We start from the raw sequence: 20,903 nt of genomic DNA on the forward strand, positions 1-20,903 counted from the left end.
AAGAAACTGAAAAAGGAAAAGGAAAAGGGAAACGGAAACGGAAGAAAGAAAAGAGAAAAAAGAAAAAAAGCCTTTATAACTTTTAATACCTCATTTTCTAGCTAAAAAGCAATTTTCCTACCTTAATAAACCGTTTCCTTCTTTGTACTTGTGTTATATGTCCTGTATTCATCCTGTTTTTTATCCTGCAGGTAGATGTATCCATATTCCGGATGAATTAGCCTTTTCCTGTACTCTTCCCTGGCTTCAGCCTGGCAGTTCTCACAGGCGTAGATCGGAATCGAAATCCCGAATATCCTGGGATTGCCTATGCCTCCATGAGCGTTGGAGTCAATGGTTTTATAGCCCTGACAGTCAGGGCACATCCGGATGGATTCTTCCTGGAATTCCTGAATCATATCCGTGTCGTAAAAGATCTGTTTTTTTCGACGGTAGAAGTCTCCGTGTTTTGCCACCTCAGCCTCTACAAGCCTGTCCCTGTTTTTCCAGTTTTCAAGCTGGGTTGCAACTATTTCTTCCAGAGTTTTTCTATCCCTTGAAGCCTGGACAAACATGCCTGGCTTGAAGTCGGGTTCCCTTACGCAGGAATAATCAAGCCCTGCCATTGCAAGGATTATACCTGTATTCACATAAGGCAGTGCACTCTGGATTGCGTAACCTCCTTCAAGCACGGCCATATCAGGGGCAAGTTTTTCATTCAATTTTGCGTAGCCCTGTGCGGAAAAGCGCATATTTGCTAGAGGGTCGGTGTAGTGGTTATCCTGCCCCGCAGAGTTCAGGACAAGCTCAGGTTTGAAGTCCTTAAGAATAGGAAGCACAAGGGAATCGAGCACGTAAAGTATGCCTTCATCAGGTGTCCCTGGCGGCAGGGGAATATTGATCGTCCTCCCAAGAGCTTTTGGGCCCCCCAGTTCACTCATAAAGCCAGAACCAGGGTAAAGAGTCCTTCCGTCCTGGTGGAAGGAAATAAAAAGCACATCAGGATCATTATAGAAAATATCCTGAGTCCCATCCCCATGATGCACATCGGTATCCACAATCGCAATCTTGCGGATCCCGTATGTTTTTCTCAGATACTCGACAAGGATAGCTTCATTATTGATATTACAAAATCCCCGGTTTCCATGTGCAACTGTCATTGCATGGTGGCCAGGCGGGCGGATAAGCGCAAAAGCATTTTTGACCTCTGCCTTCATCAGGGCGTCCCCGAGCACCAGGCAACTACCTGCTGCGATCAGGTGAGGAGTTGTAGCCTGTGCTTTTACATCAGGCACACAGAAATGAACTCTGGCAATATCCCTGTATTCTGCAAGGCGAGGTTTATATTCGGCTATTTCTGGCAGGTCCATCAGGCCTTCTTCAAAGATCTGGTCTCTGGTATAAAGAAGGCGCTCTTCTCTTTCGGGATGGGTTGGTGAAATAGCCCAGTCAAAGGCAGGGAAGAAGATAAGGCCTGTCTTCTTGGCCTTAGTGCGGTCTGCCGGGGATAATGGTCCTTTTTTCGCTTCCAGCCCGGTCTTTTTCAGTTCCATTGTATTTCCCTCCTTTCCCTCGGATATTTCAAGCTCGTTTTCTTTATTTTCTATCGTCTGCATCTCTTCTTTCTCTGCCTTATCTTTATTCTCTGCCTGCTCTTTTTCCTCTTCTGCTGGAGTTGTTCCTGAGCCAGTCTTCAGTACATCCTTGAGTCTTCCAAACCCCAGTTTCATGCTTATTCCCTCCTTTTCCATTCCGGTATCAGGCCTGCAGGAATCTGCATGTTTACGTCAAAAAGCCGCCCTGTAGTATACCAGCCATTGACGACATTGAAGACTTCACTATTAACGATCTCAGCTTCATTGGCATACTCGGAAATTCCGAAATCTTTCGCACGTTCCCTCAAGAGATCTGCTGCAAGGGTTTCAGCTTCGTCGAGGCTGATTTTATTCAAGTTCTTGAACTTTGTTGTGTTTAGACTGACAATCTCCCCTTCCTCGGCAACAGAGTACACTTTCTGTTCAGTATCAATGTGCAGGTTCAGAGTAAGCGTGGGCCTTGCAACGGCTGCTCCAATAGCATTTCCCACCTCGGCATGTGCGGGAATAACAGGGTTTGCATTAAGTTTTTTTGCAATCTCTGCAATAAGCCCTTTTGCACCCCCTCCGATTCCAACCACGTTTTCAGGCCTTGTATTTTTCTCCTGCAGTACCTCCCATACTCTGTAAGCAGGCTCCTGTTCCCATTCAAAAAACATCTCATTGACCGCGTCAGCAATCATCTGTGAAACTCTGTCCACAATCAGGGATGCAGTTTCAGTTTCGGATTTTCCAAGTTCAGAAGCTGTGACTTTAATCGCTTCACTTGCACGTTCGGGATTTCCTACTTCAATAAGCCCGAGGAACTTCAGGGCATCCGTGGGGGTAGTTTCTTTTCCTCCCATGCAGTAAGCTGGGCCTGCCCTATCAGGGCCGATTGTTATCTGTTTTGTGCCTGGGTCCAGGTCCTTAACCCTTACAACACTGTCTCCTCCTATAGCTATCGAGCGGACCGCAAAAGCCCGGACATGTGTAAGGAAACCTCCGAGTTTTACGCCTTTAGAAGCCAGAAGGGGCTTGCCTGAAAGAATTAATGCAAGGTCTGTGGTAGTCCCTCCTATATCCACTACCACTGAGGTCTCTCCTTCAGAGGTAAGGGCAAGAGCTCCAATTGTGCTGGCAGCAGGGCCCGAAAATATAGTTTCCACAGGAAATTCTATTGATTTCTCAACCGGAAGAGTTCCCCCATCGGCTTTCAGGATATACACAGGAGCCCGGATATTTCTCTCCTCAAGGGCTTTATTGATTTTGTCAACAAACTCCTGATAGCGTTCCCTGGTGGCAGAGGCAAGCATGGCAGTTGCTATCCGTCTTGGAAAATTCAGTTTTCCAGAAACCTTATGCCCGAGTTCCAGTTTGCAGCCAGGATATGCCTCCCTGAAAATCTCCTCTACCCTGAGTTCGTGAGAAGGGTTCCTCTGCCCAAACTTACTTATTATGGCTGCTCTCGAAAATCCGGATTTTTGGATCAAACCCACAGTTTTCCTGATCTCGGCCTCATCGAGGGGATCAATTTCCCTTCCCCTGTAATCCATAGCCCCTTTTAGATAAAAACTGTCAGGAAAAGTATAACTTGCCGGGTTAACCCCGGGTCCTGGGATTAATACCAGGGCTACACGGTCAGTTTTGCCTTCGGCAATGAGATTTGTTATCACGGTTGTACTGAACACTACTCTTTCCAGCTGCTCAGGAGGAATATCTTTGCTGACAGCATCAAGGGCCTCAAGCAGGGAATTTAACAGATTTCCGTGTTCAGTGGAAACCTTGGCAGTACTATACACTTCTCCATTCTGGATAAGCACTGCATCCGTGGTAGTGCCTCCGACATCAATTCCTATTAGCATTCACAATTCGCCTATCCTCGCTGTATATATTTTTTAATTCTTTTATCCTTATGTCATATAAAATATAAGTTATATCAATTTCAAAACATAAGGTGCCAGAAACATCAAACTTCAAATAATATCAAGTTCCAGATGAGTTCTCAGTAGAAGCTTATATTATCTGGTTCAACTCACATAGCGCTGTTTCTGAGAGTGTTTTTGATCAAACTTTTTTTGAAAACGTTTGGTGTTGTCTGGTAACTCAAATATTCCAGTTTCTGAGAGAGTTTTTGATCAAACATTTTTTGAAAACGTTTGATTCACAGGAATACTATTTCTAAGCTTATATGACAAAAACATTCTGAATTGAAAAAAGAATTGTAATCCACAAAAAAGTTTGCTTCTGAATAAGTGAAAAGAAAAAACCTGTAAGAAAGCCCGATTAATAAGAGTGAAAACAATGAATCTCAGTTTTAACAGTAAAATTGATAGAATTGTAAGACGCGGGGAAGTAGTTCTATTTTTTGAAGCTCATCTTTTATCTTCAAACCTGATAGTGTATTTTGTTTTATTCCCTTTCTCAAGCTCGATTGTTCCGTTAATCTGTTCAACGAGAGCATTTACAAGTTGTAAGCCCAGGGTTTTCGAATTTTTGAAATCCACTTCTTCTGGAAAACGGGCCCCATTGTCCGAGTAGACAAGAGTAAAACCGGAAGGCAATTCTGGGAATTTCTTTTCGGTTGCTTCGCCTGTTTTTTCACATTCAACTTCATTTCGGGAGAGGGAAATCCTGATTTTTCCTTCCATACCTTTTGGAAACGCGTACTTAAGGGAGTTAGAGAAAAGTTCATTAATTATAATTCCCAGTGGAATTGCAGTATCAACTCCAAGAAGTGTACTGTCCACCTCAAGGACAAGCTTGATCTCCTCATTTCCAACTCTGTAAGAGTGCAGAATTTCCGCAGTCAATTTCTTTAGATATGCTGCAAAATCAACGCTTGCCGCATCCTTTGACTTATAAAGTTCTTCATGAATAATGGACATCGAAACTACGCGTTTTTCGCTTTCCCTGAAAGCTTCAATAACCTTTTTGTCTTTGAACTTGTCAGCCTGAAGGCTAAGCAGAGAGGAGACTATCTGAAGATTATTCTTGATCCGGTGGTGAATCTCTCTCATTCCAATTTTTTCGGCTTTCTTAAGGGTTTCCTCAGCGATTTTCCTTGGGGTAATGTCATAGGCATACCCCTGAATAAATGCAGTTTCTCCTGAAGTGCTGCATACGTTATGAATTAACTCATGGACCCACCTTATGCTTCCATCCTTTCTCCTGAGTCTGTAGTCGTACTCCATAATGGAATTAGGGGAGGGTGAGAGGGCCGGGGAATAAATCAGTTTACTCTGAATCATATATAACAATGGTCTGTCTTCCGGGACAATAAGGTTAAAGAACTTTATTCTACCAGAAATAAATTCTTCTTCGGTATATCCAGTTATTTCATCAAGGGCTCCCTCAAGCAAGAGGAGGTCAAAATTCCTGTTAAGTTTAAACGAAATTCCTTTGAAATTCTGTAAAAATGACCTGTATAACTCTTCGCTTTCCCTCAATTTTATGGAAGATTGTTTAATTGCGGTAACGTCTACCATTACCCCGAGAGCCCTGCATATGCAGTCTTCCTCATCTCTCAGGCATACTCCTTTATTTTTTACGCAAAAATAGCCTCCATCCTTTCGCTTTAATCTGAATTCCTCATTGAATTTATCTCCTGTATTCCAGCAGTTTTTCAATGACTGTTGCACATTTTCATAATCTTCTGGATGAATGTGTTCAATCCAATCGTAAAAATCAAGATTCTCAATTTCTTTACTGCTGTAACCCGTGAGCTCAGTGACTGCTCCTGCCCACTCAACCCTACCGTTTTTCAGATCAATATCATATATCATCTGCCCTGTTTGTTCCGCAATAAGGCGGTATCTCTCCTCACTTTTTTGCAATTTCTCTTCTGTTTTTTTACGTCCTGTAATATCAAGCATTACTCCTAGAAGCCCTTCTATATTCCCACAAAAACTTTTGTACGCGACCTTATTGAAAATGAAGTCTCTTTTGATCCCGTCAGAGCACAGTACTTTAGTCTCGTAAACCTGGCTTCTTCCTTTCTGGAATAGCTGCCTGTCCATACTGGTGTAAAATTCACTAAGCTCTGAGGGAATTGCTTCGGAAAGCTCATCCATAGTATGACCGGTTACTTTTTCTTTTGAACTTCCGAGGATCATCCTTGCAAAGAGCTCGTTGCAGCCCTGATAATAGCCTTTTCGGTCCTTATAATATACAGGAGTTGGAATTGTATCCAGTAGAGTTTCCAGAAAATACACCTTTTCTCGGAGTGTGTCTTCCACTTTATTTCTTTGAATTGTAAATGAAAGGATTATTGCAACAGCATTCAGGAAACGAGTATCTTCCTCGGTAAATTTTTCCTTTCTCGTGCTGTGAGCTGTCAGCATTCCATAAGGCTTTTCAATACTTCCTAGCAGCAAACTTATTCCACTAATTATACTCAGGGATTCCTCAAGGCCCATTGCTCTGAAGGAATTCTTCTTATCAAGTTTTTCTAACAGGATAGGGCAATCTGAAAGTACAGTGTAGCCAGCTCTTGAAGCTAAATCTTTTTTAATGATCCTGCCTGTGTTTTCTGGCTTCCAGCCGGTCCCGGTTTCAAATATAAAATTTCCATCAGGCAGGAGTTTTAAGACGCAGCAGTACTCTATGCCAAGAGTTGCTGCAACAAGAGGCAAGGCTTGATCAAGCAGAGACTGAAAATCCGGGACTTTGAGAGAGATACCGGAAATTTGGGAAAGCACTTCATGCTCTCTTTTTCTTAAGAGTAGTTTCTCTTCGGTCTGTTTGAAGGAAGTGATTTCAAATGCAGACATAATTACACTTTTGCAGGCAAGTAAAGGAGTAAAAACGATTGAATAAGTTTTCTCGCCTGCTTTCAGTTCAGTTTGTTCGAATATATTTCTGACTGCTACTCGCCGAGCAGTCTTCAGGATTTCAGCAGGCGCTTTTTCTCCAACCTGGCTTTTAAGAGCTTCAAGTAAGGATTCTCCTGCTTTATTTGCGTAAAGAACTGTTCCTTCTGACCCTATTCGCAGGACAGGGCCAGGGCTATTTAATAAAAATTCGGCCATCCAGTTTTCTTCGTTTTCCGCACCCTTAATGTCGTTGCGATTTATGTTAGGGCCACCGTATCCAGATTCTCTGCTCATTCCTTCGTAAACTTCCTGTTAACTATACAGAATATGTATGCCAGAGTTCAAGCTTCAGGTATATTTTGTAAGCATCATCCTGGGATTATCATTAAATTTTCTAACATATTAATATTCTGATAATGTGCACTAAATTTATTATATGTGCTAAATAAAATGTATCAGATCCAGACAATTAACAATAGATATTTATAAAAAATATGATATTTACAAACCTGCAAGTACCAGGAAGGTCCATGGTAATGTCCAATAGATTTTTTGTTTTCTGAAAACATTAAAAAAATGTTCAGATATACGTGTTCTGACAACGTTTTTGGACTAATACTTGAATGAATTCTGGAGAGAAAATTTGGAGAAAACTTCAGGTTAAAACTTTGGATTTAAAATATTTTGAAAGAATATTTGAATAATATAAAATCCAGTAACTAAATCTAGACTAAAGCTTAAACTTATAAGGGAGGTATTTCTATGGAGGATCTCAATCTACTGAAAAGAAAACTTGACGATATGAATGTATATGATCTTTTTGAATATGTAAAGGAGAATTACCCTGAAAATGAGGAGCTCTGGATCGGGTCTAAAAAAATAATCATCAGAAAAATTCTTAACTTTGAAAGAAACAGGATGAACGAAGAGGATTTCTAATATGCATCTGTAGGATTTCTAACATGCATCTGTTTATGCACTGTTCTTTTTGAAGGTCTTAAGTTAAATTTTTTTGAACTTTTCTTTGGGGGCTCCGCATCTCGGGCATGTCCATGATTTTGGGAGACTTTGAAAAGACGTATCCGGAACTATGGATTGTGAGGAATCACCACGATCAGGGTTGTAAAGGTATCCGCAATTGCCGCATCTGTACATTTGAGTCATCCCTGTTTTCATATCCAGCCCCGGAGCTGCATGGCTTCAACCACTCTGCCGACAGCAAGAGTATATGCAGCCTGTCGCATCTCGACATTGTTTTTTGAGGCAAAATCATATACCGAACAATATGCTTCTTTCATCTTCCTCTCCAGACGATTCCGAACTTCCTCTTCTTCCCATTGCGTACTTGACTGGTTCTGTACCATCTCAAAGTATGAGACAATAACTCCGCCCCCGTTGCAGAGGATATCTGGGATGATATGAATTCCTTTTGAATTGAGGATTGCTTCTCCTTCGAATGTAGTTGGACCGTTAGCCATCTCGGCAAGAATCCTGGCTTTAATGTTTCCCGCGTTCTCTTCAGTGATTATGTTTTCAAGAGAAGCCGGGATCAGGATTTCAACATCCAGTTCCAGCAACTCTTTATTAGTTAGGTTCTCTGCTCCCGGATAGTTCAGCACCGAACCAGTTGAGTGCTTATGGCCTGAAACGTCTTCGGGGTCAAGTCCATAGGGTGAGAAGATTGCGCCTTTGCTGTCGCTTACAGCCACAACCTTGCAGCCGTATAGTTTCTTTGCAAGATAAGCGGCATGATATCCTACGTTTCCAAAGCCATGAACTGCAACTCTTGAATCTTTCAGGTTTATTCCAAGTCTTTCTGCTGCTTCCCTTATAGTGTATAAACCGCCTCTTGCAGTGGCATCATACCTGCCTGCCGAGCCTCCAAGGCTTGTCGGCTTGCCTGTAATGGAGCCAAATACATTTCTGCCTGCGAGTTTCGAGTATTCGTCCATCATCCAGGCCATAACCTGTGGATTTGTATAAACGTCAGGGGCAGGGATATCCCTGTCCGGGCCTATTATCTGGTAAATACCACGGATGTAAGCCCTGCTCAGGCGCTCGATTTCCCTATGTGAAAGTTCTTTTGGGTTGCAAATAACCCCACCTTTCGCTCCTCCGAGGGGCAGCTTATGAAGGGCACATTTCCAGGTCATGAGGGCCGCAAGGGCTCTCGTTGTTTCCATAGTACCGTCGGGATGAAAACGAACACCTCCTTTCGTGGGGCCCAAAGCTTCGTTGTACTGAACCCGAAAGCCTTTAAAAACCTTAATAGAACCATCATCCATGTGGACAGGGAGGGAAACATAGAGTTCTCTCATAGGCACTTCCAGGAACACTTCCATATCAGGCGTGAGTTTAAGGCCTGCAGCACAGGTGCACAGGTGCTGCTTAACGTCTTCAAGGAGCTTGGAGTGAGAACTCAAAGTTATCCCCCCTTTAAAATAATGGGCTCCCGAAAGTTAAATACCTGCTGGAAATTGGCCCTCTGAACACCGTGCTCATTAAAAAGTAGCATGGGCCTCAAACCCGTTCTATCCTTTCAACTGAAGCAGTAAAAATAAAAAAGCCTCAATTTTAAGAGGCTGCGAGATATCAAAAGAGTGTCTTTATGAATGTTCCAAAAGCTTTCATAAGTCTGAAGGAATTTCCTGAAAGCATGAGCTTCCTTATAAGGATAGAAGGATTGTCCATGTCTCCGTATTCGGTAATTGTGTCGAGAATAGAAGGGGTGTTTAGCGAACCTATAAGTTCATTGAACTGCCTGTCTTCCAGCTTTCCGATGTAGTCATGAATTTTCATGCCTATTTCAAGCTCTCTTCCAAGACCCTTCCGCCAGAGCTGGTCGTATTCGGAAAGCCGCTTTGCCGAGGTATCTCCTTCAAGGGCAGCCTGTGCAGCAACCTTTCCAGCGATCTTTGCCGCAAAGGCTCCTGTGTAAATACCACCTCCAGAGGTCGGTTTTGTCTGCCCTGCCGCATCGCCGACCAGCAGAATCCCATCCGCTACTGTTTTTTCCGGAGGGCCTATGGGGATTCCCCCTACTACAAAATCAAGCATGCCTCCTGAGTATCTTGCTTTTACATGAGGGTTGAAGTGCAGGAATTTCTCAAGATAAGAAAGAGGAGAACAGTCTTTCTGACCACTTTTCCAGGTAAGTCCGGGTTCAAGAGCGAGCGCAATTCTTGAAATTTTTTCATTAACGGGTACAGTCCAGGCAAAAAAGCCGGGAGCAGAAGAGCCAGGAAAAAGTTCAACAAAGTCGCTGTCATCCGAGGCATAAGGAGCTTCGATCTGGATACCCGGAAGTACGCGGGCAGGTTTTTCCATCCCTGCATAGCTGGCTATCCGGCTTTTTACGCCGTCAGCTCCTATCACGACGGATGCAAATACTGTTTCAGGTTTGCCGTTTTTCAGTACCCTGAGTTTTACCTGAGAATCTTGCTGTTCCCCCGTCTCGTTTTCCGGGTTCGGTTTTTCGAGTCCCACAGCCCTTGTCCTGAGAGATAGTTCAACACCTTCTTCCACAGCCCTTACTGCAAGGGCGCGGTCAAAGTTTTTCCGTGAGACCACATACGCTTTGGTCTGCTTTCCATCGATTGGCAGGCACTGCCCATCCGGAGCATATACGAAGGCTCCACGCACGGAATTGAAGACAAACTCGTCCGAAGGCTTGAGCTCGCACTCTGCAACCGCTCTGGTACTCAAAAGTCCGGTACAGCTTACAGGAGACCCTATGAAAGCATGCTCTTCAATCATGAGGACCTTTGCCCCATTCAGGGCTGCATAGCGAGCTGCAGTAGATCCCACAGGCCCGGCTCCAACCACAACGACATCATATTTCATACTGTGTTAACCTCGAGAATAAGCCCTTACAGTAGCAGGGAGCTGAATATACTCATAATTCATAACTACATTAAAATTATAATAGTTTTATATAAATTGTATAATTTTGAATACCGCGACGCTGAATACAGTGATACTGAATATAGTGATACTGAATACAGTGATACTGAATACAGTGATACTGAATACAGTGATACTGAATACAGTGATACTGAATACAATGACATTATTCTATATATGTGAGCTCTATATTATGAGGACGATTTATTATCTAATAGTGCATCGATTATTAATTAATTCCTGATAAAAATTTGAATTCTATGGAGAAAACAGAAGCCTAAAACCCATTTCTACATTGTAATATATATGCTTCTGTCAAATTAAGGATATAATATTGATCTCGTCAAGCTGTCTCAAAACTACATTTGATTCTACAAATAGGTAATGTGCTATAATAACTGGCGATGAAAAAGCAATCATCCAGTAATGCTTTATGCTTCGGCATGCCTCTGGAAGCCGCAGGCACCAGTTTTCAGTTTCTCTGGCGAAAATTATCTGTTTGAAGGGTTCACGTTTGATGGGCTGGCTGATAAGCAGAATGTGCTTCATGGGAAAGGTTACCATAATCTATTTGGAGGAAACAGGGCTTCAAAAGTCAGAATCCGGAACGTGAAAATTCAAAATTCAAATGGTGATGCCGGACTTACAATTAAAGGAAATACCATAACAAACGGTGGGCAGATGCCTGTAATTGCAAACAAAGAAACTGCTGATAGACTTTCAGCCGTTGCTGGAATATGCCTGGATGGGTGGACAGTGGTAGACATTCGGGGAAATGTTCTGGATGGTAACTGTAAAGGTATCCGAATAGGGACTTACATAACTACTTCTGCAAGGTCTGGGTATGTTGTGCGTCTTACAGGCAATGAAATAAAGAATACTATGGCTCCTTTCAACAGGGATGCGTATGCAGGAGATGCAATCGTTGTTACTGTACCTTGTAAGTTCAATGTTATAAGTGAAGGAAACACGTTCAGAGGAAACTTAAAAGACGTTTTTGGAATTTGATAATAAATAGATTTTCAATGAGCTATTGAAATCCCTGAGATTACAAAACCAATTAAGGAAATAACTGCTGAGTATCTTTGTAATAACGTATCTAATTTTGATTGTTTTAGCTCATCCAATCTCCGAGAATATTCCTCATATATCTCATTATTGTCTTTGGAAAGCTCATGTATTAAAATTTTTATTTCATCCAAGTGGCCTAGAATATTATTGTTAAAACCATTTATCTTCTCAATCTGGATGGAATCTAATTTTTGGATAGAGAACGTATTTAGGCCCTCTATCTTACTTAGTTTTTCCAGTTCCTTTTTCATGGTCTTGAGATCAGATATAACATCAGCCGAGTTCAGTTTGATTTTGGAAATATCAAAGCTTATGCAATTCAACTTATCTTTAACGCAAATAATTTCATAGAAGATGTGATCAAATTTTTGAAGTTTTTGATCCAATTCTTGCTCCGAGATTACTTTCATCGTGGGAATTTGCCCAATTACAAAAAGCAAGGCATCATATTGTTTCACCAGATTTCTTTCGTGTATCATTGCCTCAATCTTGTTTAGAAGATATCTATTTTCAGGAAGGTCTGCTACTTTCATTTTTAATAAATAAGCAATATCCTCTACTTTTTGTGTCATTTCTTCCTGATTACCTATTTCCCATTTTTGGACTTCCTTACAGACAGCACGTGCAGTTTCTTCTACTTCGGTTCCTATCGATTCCTTGTAAGTAACTCTTGCTTTTTCCTGAATCTCTTCAATAAGCTCTTTTAGATTTCTATCTAAAATGGGTAGTCCTTTTCTCAGAACTGCTGTCGCAATCGGTGCTTTTTCGTTAGTACATTTCATTATTTCTGCTGCGTGATCACAGTACTTTCTGTAGAAATTAAGCTCATCTTTCTTTACTGCTAAATCCATATTTTCAAGATGTTGGACTTCTTTTAATGCTTCTGCGAGGTTTTGAACAGCTTCAAAAAGCAGTTCTTTGCTCTCTGAGCCTTGAATTGCAGATTTAGCTTCTTCCAGATATTTGTTCAATTCTTCTTTAGCTTCCTGTTTTTTAAAAATTATTGAATGGAATGAGCGATAAAAAGGAAGACAAAATTGAGCTGGATTATTTTTACATCCTTCCTTTGCTGCAATTTTGAAAAATTCTATTGCCTTTTCTAATTCTTTTTTGTAATCTTCATCTGTTTCTGCTTGGGAAGCCATAAATATTAAAGCTCTACCAAGAGAATTATTAGAGAAAGTTCTCACAAAACTGTCTTCATCATTAGTCAGTCTATGTAAATCATTCCATGCCTGTTGTTTATCTGGCACATAAGAAAAAGCAGAACCAAGAGCAGAGGCAGCCTCAGACCTCATATCACTATTTTCATCATTAGTCAGTCTAAGTAAATCATTCCATGCCTGTTGTTTATCTGGCACATAAGAAAAAGCAGAACCAAGAGCAGAGGCAGCCTCAGACATCACAAAACTGTCTTCATTATTAGTCAGTCTAAGTAAATCATTCCATGCCTGTTGTTTATCTGGTACATAAGAAAAAGCAGAACCAAGAGCAGAGGCAGCCCTATATCTCACAGAACTGTCTTCATCATTAGTCAGTCTATGTAAATCATTCCATGCCTGTTGTTTATCTGGTACATAAGAAAAAGCAGAACCAAGAGCAGAGGCAGCCTCAGACATCACAAAACTGTCTTCATCATTAGTCAGTCTATGTAAATCATTCCATGCCTGTTGTTTATCTGGTACATAAGAAAAAGCAGAACCAAGAGCAGAGGCAGCCCTATATCTCACAGAACTGTCTTCATCATTAGTCAGTCTATGTAAATCATTCCATGCCTGTTGTTTATCTGGCACATAAGAAAAAGCAGAACCAAGAGCAGAGGCAGCCTCAGACCTCACAGACCTGTCTTCATCATTAGTCAGTCTATGTAAATCGTTCCATGCCTGTTGTTTATCTGGCACTTGAGGAAACGCAGAGCCAAGAACAGAACCAGCCGCCCACCTCACAGACCTGTCTTTATCATTAGTCAGTCTATGTAAATCATTCCATGCCTGTTGTTTATCTGGCACTTGAGAAAACACAGAACCAATAGCATAGCCAGCCCTATATCTCACAGAACTGTCTTCATCATTAGTCAGTCTATGTAAATCGTTCCATGCCTGTTGTTTATCTGATATTAATGAGAATAAATTCTTCAATTCCACTAACGCATGTCTACGCTCTTTTGGATCCTTGCTTAGACATTGATTGTGAATTTTCTCTTGGTCGACCAACTGCCAAACACCAGAAATATAATAAAAGGTAATGGTTAAAAATTTTCCTTTTTGGTTTTAGAGAATAAAGAATACAGATAATTTTGTGAACATTTATCAACGTCAGCCAGTTCATTTTCGAAAAATTTATATTCAGCTGGTATTTATATATCCTGGTGTAATAGTGAGACCAGCGGAATATGTTTAAAATATCTGCTATTAAATTGCTTTATTTTGCAAACAAAAGCATAATATGGCTTTTTGAAACCCTATTGCAAAACACCTTCCAGCAAAATAAGAATTGAAACAATAAAAAACGAAGGAGGAAAATATATAAAAAGAGATGAAGATGACTGGGATAAGGAACTTAAGCCAGACATGAAACACTATCGAGGCTGGCATTTGATATTTCTGGTCGTTCTTATGCTTGTCAACGTATATATAGAAATTAAATGGCTTTTCTTTAGCTAAAAATTGAAAAACAGCTTCCAACAGAGTTTTTCGGTAATCTCAGGAAAAAGTTTCATGTTCAATTTACTGTTTTCCTGTATTAGGCTCTGGATATGAACAGCCTGTTTCTGTGTAACTTCATTAAGCTGGCCTATCTGCTTGTTCTTTGTAAACATTTGCTTATAAAGTGCCTGGTTTTTTGACCTGAGACCAGAGCCTCCCATTTATTTCCCCTTTCCAGAACATGGCTGTTAAGAGTAAACGGTTTATCAGCCTGCGTGTTCTGCTTATTTAATGTAAAGTACCTTTAGAAAATCCTAATTTCTTCCAGTCAATTAAGAAATATTGAGAATCTTTTGCCTTACGTCATAGGAATCAATTATTTCAATTTCATACTCAGTTTTAACAAAATCCAGTTTTTCGTTTTTGCTTGCTAATGTTCTTGAATATGTGTGTATTCAAGAACTTTTAAAGCTTTCAGGAGTGAAATTCAAAAAGTTCCATATGCACAGCTTTATACTATAAAACCGACGTATTCTGAAGACATAACTTTAAAAAAAATAGAAATTGGTGAACTATTGATCCCAATCATGCTATTATTTACACTTCATCCAGGTATCTCTGCAGCTTATCCGCAAGTTTGCCAATATGAATACCATCAACAAATGCGTGATGAACTTGGACTGCAAATGGCATCATAAATTTGCCTTCTCTTTCCTGATATTTTCCCCAATCAAATATGGGTTGCGCTTTTTCTCTGTTTCCAAAATCCGTGTGCGAAATATGCGTAAACGTTATCCACGGCAAGGCTGAGAATTGATATACATCGTTTTCTACAGGTCCTGTAAAACTTTCTTTTTGATTTTCTGCCGTTACGGTTGCCAATTGCACAAACTCCTCAATCGTATCCTGCATGGGAACATTTACTACCTTAAATAATTCTGTTTCTTTATCCAGATATGTAAATGAGGTATCAATGGACTCATATAACACAACTTCACCGTCAAGAAAACGATACCGAAACTCTTCTATTTTATTTGCGCATTTCGTAACGGCAAATATAAACGCCATCGTAAATGACCAGTTATTTTCTTTAACGCGCTTTTTAAAGTTCGTCACATCAAGTTCAAAACTCACACAATATTGAGGCTGTACCGCATTCCTGTAGATTTGACAATAATCTTTTCTTTTCCATGTTTCGAAATCTATTGTTTGGTATCTGTTTCCCATATTTACGCCTTTGTTCAATCAACGTTCAATACAATCTACATTACGATATATTTCCTTTTATCAAAAATTTTTATATATTACAATTACATTTTTTTATTATGTGTGCAGAGTTCGGGCAAACTGGAAGATAAGACTGAACTCCTCATGCCCAAAGGGCATGGTTCTTTGCTTTAATGATTTACAAAGTTTAGGTCGCCTTGCCTAAGAATTAAGAAATCTGCCAGGTACAATATAGGCCTTGTTAAATACATGAGAAGGTGAATCTTTTCATTTTCTCACTTTTCAGTTAAGGATGATGAAACAGTGAAAAAGATAATCACTTATTTTTTAATACTCTTATTGATAGTATTAAGTGGACTATACGTTGTAGAGATGAATCTAAGAGACTGGAGGGCTGACGAGTTAAGGCCACATTACGAATATACGGTTAAAATAAGTGGTCTTTCAGGAACTGAAGTATTGGGAACAACGAAAATTTTAGTTCCAATTCCTGCAACAAAAGAAGGAGTTTTTGCAATCACACCTTCTCAGGAAGAACCGTCTTTTTTCAAAAGTCTCCTACAAGAGCATGTTTTCCACACGCCAGAGAAGTACATAAGAGGAATATATTTTGAAAATACTACTGAGTCACTCGACAATAAATCACTCAAAGGAAACTGGACGACTTCTATTGTAAGTACCAAACACGGTCCAATGCTAGAGTTTAGGACAAATGAATCTGTTCTTGCAGATATTTCCTTTTCAAAGATTGTAGTACTGGAACAGATGAACAATGAAAACCCTATCAATGAAAGCAGTCCTATTTTATATCCGATTGCAAGTGAAGTATCATTAGTAGGAGAAGATTATCAACACTTTCGATTAATGTCCCGAGTAATCACATATGAAACTTATATTGAAATGAGTGATAATATCAACAGTAAGGACATGAAATTTGATATTAGACTTGAAGTCTATCCAGATGTTACTGGACGCGATGGAGATAAAGGCACTTATAAAAATAAATTGGATGCGGTTGTTGCCGAATCTGGCGAATTAAAAAAGAATGCTACAATTGAAACATATTTCTAACTTATTTTTATTCAATGGATTTGGAGAGATAGGTTTCTATATCCTTATCCGGGGTCAGACTTCCCGGTGTGGATAATGATTTCATTTTTATCTACTGTACGCAGGCGGGTTCAAGCGGAGCGCGGCGCGTGGAAAGAAAGAATGTGAGCTGCAATTTACGGTCATTCAGGAATAATAACAACTAATTAACCAGTACTTATGACATGTTCAGGTTGGGGTGGCCGCACGCAATTTGATTTTAGCATAAATCTCCCACCCCGCAGTCAACGACCTCTGCCCATTGGTCCGAAGGCATCGGAAGGGTGCATTTTGACATCGTAGTGGCACGAACTGGCCGTCGTTCTTATTCTCGTGCCTGGGTTTTACAGGAGCAGTCCATTGCTCCTGCCGATGCCAATCGATCAATGGTTAGTTATAATGCAATGCACAGACGAACGGTGTCTAACAGTTTTTGTGCCTGGGTTTATGACCTTTTCTGGAGGGGTTGTTCATCCTATTTACCGGCTTTTGCAACCTTATTTCCGGTCTTTCAATTACAATCTTCTTCAGAGCAGGTAGTGCCTGTTCCTTAATATCCACATCATTGTCTTTCAGCACACTCATGAAATTAGCATGGTCATTTTTGGAAAGGATATTTATCGCTTTTCCTTCTGCTCCTGCTCGTGCAGTTCTTCCAATCCTGTGAATATACTGTTTACTCTCCCTGGGAATATCATAATTGTAAACATGGGAAACACCCCGTATATCAAGCCCTCTTCCGGCTACATCTGTGCATACAAGGACACATATGTTCCCGGAATGGAATTTTTCCATTATGCGAGTTCGTTCGTTCTGTGTCAAACCGCCATGAATTGCTACGGCATTGATACTTGATTTTCTCAGGTTTTTTGCGACTTTTTCAGTGTTTCTTTTTGTGTTGCAGAAAACCATCCCGAGGTTTGACTTCTCATTTTGCAGAAGGTACACGAGCAGAGATAATTTCATGTCATCTTGTACTTTATAAACGACCTGATTCAATTTTTGCGGGTCGATATAAGACTCTACTGAAACTCGAACCGGGTTTTCCATGTACTTGCGGGAAAGCCGGACAATATCTTTTGTAATGGTCGCAGAGAACAAAAGGGTCTGCCTATTTTGAGGACATTCCTTGATAATTTTTTCTACATCCACTTTGAATCCCATATCAAACATATGGTCTGCCTCATCAAGGACAAGGGTTTTCATATTATTGAGTTTGATGGTATTTCTGCTGATATGATCGAGTAGCCTACCGGGTGTTCCCACAACAACCTCGGCATTCTTTAATTCTTTAATTTGTGGATTGATCCCTACACCGCCATAGATAGATGCGATATTTAACGGGTCGTATTTTGAGAATTTCCTGAAAGAATTTGCCACCTGCTCCGCCAGTTCTCTTGTAGGGGTCAGGATCAAAGCCTGAATTCCTTTTCCTTTTTCGGAATTTTGTAATATGCCGGAAGCAAATGCGAGTGTTTTTCCGGAACCTGTTGCGGCTCCGGCTATAACATCTTCCCCAGCAAGTATTAGGGGAATTGATTTTTCCTGTACTGCTGTAGGGCTTTCAAAGCCATGTTCATCTATTGATTTCAAAACAGCGTTATTGAGACCTAGTTTTTTAAAATTATTCATAGTTAGACTTTCCGTGATTTTTCTGAAAAAGCTACTTAATTGCTTTTTCATATTCGTATATTTAAGACATATTAAAAACAATTAAGAGCTATAAGCACAACTTTAGAAAAGTTAAGATTAATTTACTGCTTAAAAGTTAGTAATCGCTTATAACGGTGAACTCTCCCTTTATACTTTTGCCTATTTTGATGATGTGATTACCCAGCATTCATTGTTCTTCCAAAGGTTCCTTTTGTAATAGTGTGCCGCTTCATGCAAGAGCCGTTTCCGGTTTGTTTGCGCGCCACCACATCCAATATACCGCATAACACTGCAAGGCTCACTCATCTATCATTAGATAATGAGCTGATCCCAAAACCCAAAAACTACTTTTTTGAATCTTGTTCTGAAAGGAACAATCGAACTACTGATTAGGAAAATAGTTTTGGGTACCTCCCAATATGGGAGTAAAAATGGCTTTTGGGATAGAATCGTTGATAAAAAATTACCAAATTCAACATTAATAAATAATGATAAACAGTATTCATATGGTGATAATATGAAAGTTAAATACGCTACCATCATAGTTGAGGATATGGATGAGTCAATTAAATTTTACACAGAAGTTATGGGACTTGAAATAGATAGCCAACACAATCCCCAACCTGGAGCAACAATCACATTATTGAAAGGGGAAGGGGATGCTATGATAGAGCTCATAAAAAATACAGAGAATGAAACTGGCCTGTTTTCGGTGGGAATGGATGTTGAAGACATAAACACCACAGTGAAAGAACTCAAATCTAAAGGTGCCAGAATCACCATGGAACCCATACCAATAACAGTTGGAACCCTTGCCTTCTTAGAAGACCCAAATGGAGTCAAAATAGCGCTAATTCAACACCACTAATCTTTTTTCAATTCATTGCGGTTCTTATTTGCTTCCTGGATAAACCGAGAGTATCACCTATAAGCTTTGCATCTTCTTCTGGAGTCCAGCCTGCAGCCTGTTTGCAGGAACTTTCCTGCGCACTCAAGAAATCAGACTCTAAGCTGGAGGGCAAGCAGAAAAAAAGAAAACCTCTCAACGAGCCTTAATTTCTTATTCATCCCATAAAAAGTTTTATTCTTCGTCAGGCATCTGATATTTCCCCTTGGAAATATTTTTAAACTAACTAACAGTTATTTACTAACCAATAGTTATTTAATCACCAATAGTAATAATATAACTTAGAGTTACTTAACTACTGGAGGAAATGAAATGGAAATTGGATCAGCGAAATTAGTTTATTTCTCACCTACCGGAACAACAAAAGCGGTTGTCCAGGGCATTGCTCATGGTATTAATCCAGGCACAGTGGAATTAATTGATATTACCAGACCGGATGCAAGAAAACAACCACTACTGGCCTCGGAAAATGAATTGCTTGTAGTTGGAGTTCCAGTCTATATGGGGAGAGTGCCGGCATTATTAAATGAATGGCTGAATACAATTCAGGCTCATAATACACCGACGGTTTGTGTTGTAGTTTATGGCAATCGAGCATATGATGATGCATTACTCGAACTAAAAAATATTGTAATGAAATGTGGGTGTATTCCAATTGCCTGTGCAGCATATCTCGGGGAACACTCATTCTCAAATTCCGAGACACCAATAGCACAGGGACGTCCTGATAAAGATGATTTACATCATGCAGAGGTATTCGGACAGAAAATACGTGAAAAACTGCAATCAGTTTCATCAATTTCTCAGGTTTCTGATGTGAATGTGCCTGGCAATTATCCTTATGGAGGAGTTACAAAATTATGGATTGTTGATTTTATCGCGGTCAGTGACGAGTGTTCACAGTGCGGAATCTGTGCAGAGGTATGTCCTGTTGGTGCTGTTGATGCAGAAAATTCCCGTTTGATTGATATAGAAAAATGCATTACCTGCTGTGCGTGTATCAAAAGCTGCCCGCAAAATGCCAGATCAATGAAACCTGGGCTTGTGAAAGATGCATCAGTGCGCCTCCATACACTCTATAGCCAGCGAAAGGAGCCTGAATGTTTTATCTAATGAACATATCCCAATTGGTAGAAGCACAAAACTAGAATAATTACATTTATTCCTTAAATCATATAATTAAATCATATGATGAACAGTTATAATATATATAAATCTATATATATATATAAATCTATAAATTTGGATCAGGTGGAGTGGAACTATGGGAATCGCCGATAGAAGGCAACGAGAAAAGGAACAGCGAAAAACAGAGATTATCGATGCAGCCGAGCGTCTCTTTTTTTCTCGAAGTTATGAAGATGTTTCTATGGAAGACATCGCCCGCGAGGTTGAACTGAATAAGGCTACTATTTATCTATATTTTAAAAATAAGGAGACACTTTTCGCAACCATTGTACTCTGTGGTATCCAGCTCCTTAAAGAAAAATACACGGAATGCATGGAAAAACAGGTGCCGGGCATTGTCAAGGTAGCCCTGATGGGCCAGGCCTATTACCAATATTCACAGGAATACCCCGATTACCTTCGAATGATCCATTTTTACGGTTCTGAGCGTTTTTCCAAAGAGAACCCGTGTACCGCAGAGATTGGAAAGGGATACGGTACCTGCCGTCTGATCCTTCGGGATGCGATCCAGGAGGGTATCGATGACGGTACAATCCGGGCCGATCTCGATCCATTCCTGACCTCGATGTACCTTATGATCTCTTTCATGGGTATCCTGTCAATGGAAAATAAATGGAAACTGGTGATCGAGGCAGAGGGTTTCAGCTATGAGCAGTTTGCCAGTGAGTTTTTCCGGTTTATCGCTCCTGCCATCTCTTCCGGTGAAAAATCTCACAAAACGGATGTCAAAGATTTCGCATCATTTGGATTCTTTTTAACCGAGCCTGTGGCACCTGAAAAGAAAAAGAGAAATGAATCTTAAATCCTGGATTCGGCAGGTCGACATTTCATTTTTGGTAATTTTTGTTGATGG

General features: G+C 40.3%; 16 protein-coding genes. 6 read left to right on the forward strand and 10 right to left on the reverse strand.

Features of this window, described 5'->3' with window-relative positions:
- Positions 1–122 precede the first annotated feature (122 nt).
- From MSKOL_RS06690 to MSKOL_RS06700, 3 genes are all read right to left on the reverse strand, one after another.
- Entirely contained in the window at positions 123–1,709 is a 1,587-nt protein-coding gene (locus MSKOL_RS06690; RefSeq protein WP_048119690.1) for a histone deacetylase, read from the reverse strand.
- Positions 1,710–1,711: 2 nt separating this feature from the next.
- A complete protein-coding gene (locus MSKOL_RS06695) occupies positions 1,712–3,418 on the reverse strand; it encodes a hydantoinase/oxoprolinase family protein (RefSeq protein WP_048119692.1) in 1,707 nt (568 codons plus the stop codon).
- Between the two features lie 510 nt (positions 3,419–3,928).
- Entirely contained in the window at positions 3,929–6,661 is a 2,733-nt protein-coding gene (locus MSKOL_RS06700) for a PAS domain S-box protein (RefSeq protein ID WP_231592508.1), read from the reverse strand.
- Positions 6,662–7,129: 468 nt separating this feature from the next.
- Between MSKOL_RS06700 and MSKOL_RS20675 the strand changes: the two genes are divergently transcribed.
- On the forward strand, positions 7,130–7,306 hold the full coding sequence (locus tag MSKOL_RS20675; protein ID WP_197078849.1) for a hypothetical protein: 177 nt from the start codon (positions 7,130–7,132) through the stop codon (positions 7,304–7,306).
- A 63-nt stretch (positions 7,307–7,369) separates the two neighbouring features.
- Here the strand turns inward: MSKOL_RS20675 and MSKOL_RS19195 are convergent, their stop codons facing one another.
- The 3 genes from MSKOL_RS19195 to MSKOL_RS06710 form a co-directional block, all read right to left on the reverse strand.
- Entirely contained in the window at positions 7,370–7,543 is a 174-nt protein-coding gene (locus tag MSKOL_RS19195; protein ID WP_229393495.1) for a rubredoxin, read from the reverse strand.
- On the reverse strand, positions 7,540–8,790 hold the full coding sequence (locus MSKOL_RS06705; RefSeq protein ID WP_231592510.1) for a Glu/Leu/Phe/Val dehydrogenase: 1,251 nt from the start codon (positions 8,788–8,790) through the stop codon (positions 7,540–7,542). The genes MSKOL_RS19195 and MSKOL_RS06705 overlap by 4 nt, the downstream gene beginning before the upstream one ends.
- Before the next feature lie 169 nt (positions 8,791–8,959).
- On the reverse strand, positions 8,960–10,210 hold the full coding sequence (locus MSKOL_RS06710) for an NAD(P)/FAD-dependent oxidoreductase (RefSeq protein ID WP_048154599.1): 1,251 nt from the start codon (positions 10,208–10,210) through the stop codon (positions 8,960–8,962).
- Between the two features lie 486 nt (positions 10,211–10,696).
- Here MSKOL_RS06710 and MSKOL_RS06715 point away from each other — a divergent pair, with 486 nt between their 5' ends.
- Positions 10,697–11,278, forward strand: coding sequence for a hypothetical protein (locus MSKOL_RS06715; protein WP_048154603.1), 582 nt, complete (start codon positions 10,697–10,699; stop codon positions 11,276–11,278).
- 14 nt (positions 11,279–11,292) lie between these two features.
- Here the strand turns inward: MSKOL_RS06715 and MSKOL_RS18700 are convergent, their stop codons facing one another.
- From MSKOL_RS18700 to MSKOL_RS06735, 3 genes are all read right to left on the reverse strand, one after another.
- Positions 11,293–13,554, reverse strand: coding sequence for a HEAT repeat domain-containing protein (locus MSKOL_RS18700; protein ID WP_052725371.1), 2,262 nt, complete (start codon positions 13,552–13,554; stop codon positions 11,293–11,295).
- Positions 13,555–14,000: 446 nt separating this feature from the next.
- Positions 14,001–14,207, reverse strand: a complete 207-nt coding sequence (locus MSKOL_RS20680) for a hypothetical protein (protein WP_048154609.1) — start codon at positions 14,205–14,207, stop codon at positions 14,001–14,003.
- A gap of 376 nt (positions 14,208–14,583) precedes the next feature.
- The gene (locus tag MSKOL_RS06735; RefSeq protein WP_048158206.1) at positions 14,584–15,213 is read right to left on the reverse strand and encodes a CatA-like O-acetyltransferase; all 630 of its coding nucleotides are present in this window, start codon (positions 15,211–15,213) and stop codon (positions 14,584–14,586) included.
- Positions 15,214–15,516: 303 nt separating this feature from the next.
- Here MSKOL_RS06735 and MSKOL_RS06740 point away from each other — a divergent pair, with 303 nt between their 5' ends.
- Positions 15,517–16,284 (forward strand): hypothetical protein, encoded by a 768-nt coding sequence (locus tag MSKOL_RS06740; RefSeq protein ID WP_231592514.1) that lies wholly within the window; start codon positions 15,517–15,519, stop codon positions 16,282–16,284.
- Positions 16,285–16,725: 441 nt separating this feature from the next.
- Here the strand turns inward: MSKOL_RS06740 and MSKOL_RS06745 are convergent, their stop codons facing one another.
- The gene (locus MSKOL_RS06745; protein ID WP_052725627.1) at positions 16,726–17,895 is read right to left on the reverse strand and encodes a DEAD/DEAH box helicase; all 1,170 of its coding nucleotides are present in this window, start codon (positions 17,893–17,895) and stop codon (positions 16,726–16,728) included.
- A 412-nt stretch (positions 17,896–18,307) separates the two neighbouring features.
- Between MSKOL_RS06745 and MSKOL_RS06750 the strand changes: the two genes are divergently transcribed.
- The 3 genes from MSKOL_RS06750 to MSKOL_RS06760 all read left to right on the forward strand — a co-directional run bounded on the left by MSKOL_RS06750 (position 18,308) and on the right by MSKOL_RS06760 (position 20,852).
- The gene (locus MSKOL_RS06750) at positions 18,308–18,823 is read left to right on the forward strand and encodes a VOC family protein (RefSeq protein ID WP_231592516.1); all 516 of its coding nucleotides are present in this window, start codon (positions 18,308–18,310) and stop codon (positions 18,821–18,823) included.
- A gap of 351 nt (positions 18,824–19,174) precedes the next feature.
- Entirely contained in the window at positions 19,175–19,975 is an 801-nt protein-coding gene (locus MSKOL_RS06755) for an EFR1 family ferrodoxin (RefSeq protein ID WP_048154617.1), read from the forward strand.
- 151 nt (positions 19,976–20,126) lie between these two features.
- Positions 20,127–20,852, forward strand: coding sequence for a TetR/AcrR family transcriptional regulator (locus tag MSKOL_RS06760; RefSeq protein ID WP_048154620.1), 726 nt, complete (start codon positions 20,127–20,129; stop codon positions 20,850–20,852).
- The last annotated feature ends 51 nt before the right edge of the window (positions 20,853–20,903 follow it).

The sequence above is a fragment of the Methanosarcina sp. Kolksee genome, assembly GCF_000969945.1.
GTDB lineage: Archaea > Halobacteriota > Methanosarcinia > Methanosarcinales > Methanosarcinaceae > Methanosarcina > Methanosarcina vacuolata.